This window comes from Sulfurovum sp. bin170 (assembly GCF_010892395.1).
GTDB lineage: Bacteria > Campylobacterota > Campylobacteria > Campylobacterales > Sulfurovaceae > UBA1140.
Window position 1 is genome coordinate 1 of sequence record NZ_JAACKB010000187.1, and the last position, 1,861, is coordinate 1,861.

1 protein-coding gene is annotated in these 1,861 nt (G+C 31.6%); it reads right to left on the minus strand.

What is annotated here, in order from left to right; genetic code table 11:
* On the minus strand, positions 1–1,861 hold a 1,861-nt coding region (locus GSY74_RS04410; RefSeq protein WP_164663896.1), incomplete at both ends, for a polysaccharide biosynthesis tyrosine autokinase.

The following is a 1,861-nucleotide window of genomic DNA, read 5'->3' on the forward strand; positions in this document are numbered from 1 at the left end:
ACACTCTCAACTCTATCTCTCTCTATCATGCTTTTTAGTTTTGACATAAATATTTTTTTACTATAATCTTCTCTAAAAAGAACCAAGTTTATATCACTAAATTTCATAATATGTTTCGTATCAGTTATCGCTCCAAAGGGGGTACTGTTGATTATTATATAGTCATAACTCTTTTTTAACTCTTTGATGAGTTGAGGCAGACGAGCGGAGAGAATCAGTTCAGATGGATTACTAGGACTCTCTTTTACAGGAATAATATTTAGATTCTTATATATTGTAGGGTAGATAATCTCCTCCATACTACTCTCCTCCCTAAGATAGCTACTTATATCGGCTGATATAGTCTCCATATTAAAAAGTTTAGCTACAGTAGGTGTTCTCATATCTAGGTCTATCGTGATAACTTTGTAGTTTGCCATTTGGAAAATAGCACTTAGATTAACAGCCGTGATATTTTTCCCCTCCCCTGATATGGTGGAGCTGACTAAAATGACTTTGCACTCACTATCTTCTCTATTTAATGAAAGTTGTAAATTTGTACGCAGAGTCCTGTAGCTCTCTGCAAAATATGCGTTTGGATTGGTATAAACATCTAATCTAGCGATATTATCTTTTAGAGCGGGGATAGTCCCATATATAGGAGAATCTATCTCACTCTCAATATCCTCTACAGACCTTATTTTATCTTTGATAGCATTATGAATATATGCGATAATAATCCCTATAATAAGCCCCAGCATTATAAATACAATAATAATGATTTTACTTTTGGGACTAACAGGGCTAGAGTTACTATAGGCTTTATCGATAACTCTATAGTCAGAGAGTGTTGCTACTTGAATAATCTCATTTTCAGCCTGTTTTTTGAGAAGAAAATTATACATCTTGGAGCTAACTTCATAGTCTCTCTCTATATTGATTAGTTTTCTCTCTTTTATTGGAAGTGTTTTTAGCTCACTCTCATATGATGCTTTTAGTTTTTTTAGATTGCTACTCTTTTGCTCTATCTGTTTTTGTAGGTTATTAATATTTAGATTTATCTTATTTCGTAGTAGATTTATCTTGCTCTCTAGGGCTTTAACATCTGGATGTTTTTCTGTAAAGTCTGCGAGAAGTCCATCTCTTTTGAGTTGAGTATCTTGTAAGATGCTAATGAGTTTTAGTGTTGGTTTTTCATCAAGCTCCATAAGTGATGGTGCTATAGAATCAAGATTATAGTTCCCCTTTACAAATTTTATTAGATTCTCAACGATACTCTCTTTTAGTCTATTTTCTGAAATAGAGATATCAAGTTCACTTAGCTCTTTGATAAAAGTTGAAGCTTGTACAGATGGTTGAATAACCTTGTTTGATATACGGTATCTCTCTAGCTCCTTTTCTGATTTTTTGAGCTTATCTTTTGTTCTACTAAGCTCTTGGTTAATAAACTCTAAAACTTTTTTATTCTCTTCCGTCTTATTTTTAACACTCTCTTTGACCAAACTATCTGTTAGAGAGTCAATATAGGCTATAGCTCTTTTTCGAATATTATCTTTATATGCGATTTTTATAATCGATACCTCTTTCTCTACCTGAGAAATATTAAGACTCTTTTTGATGATTTTTTCATAGATATATCTATGGTCTCCATTGAGTTTGAATTTTATAGGTTCTTTAAAATTAGACAGCTTATTAATTTTTAGTCTGAAGTATTTAGTTGAGATAGTCTCATTATAGTTAAACTTCTGTTTTTTAAGTGTTAAAAGCGGTTTTCCCAAGAGCTTATATTGCATTTTTTTTATAGAAGAGTGTTTTAATTGAACGGTATATCCATCTTTTTGTGGAGTAAGTATAATCTTTTTACCTATAATCTTACTATTTA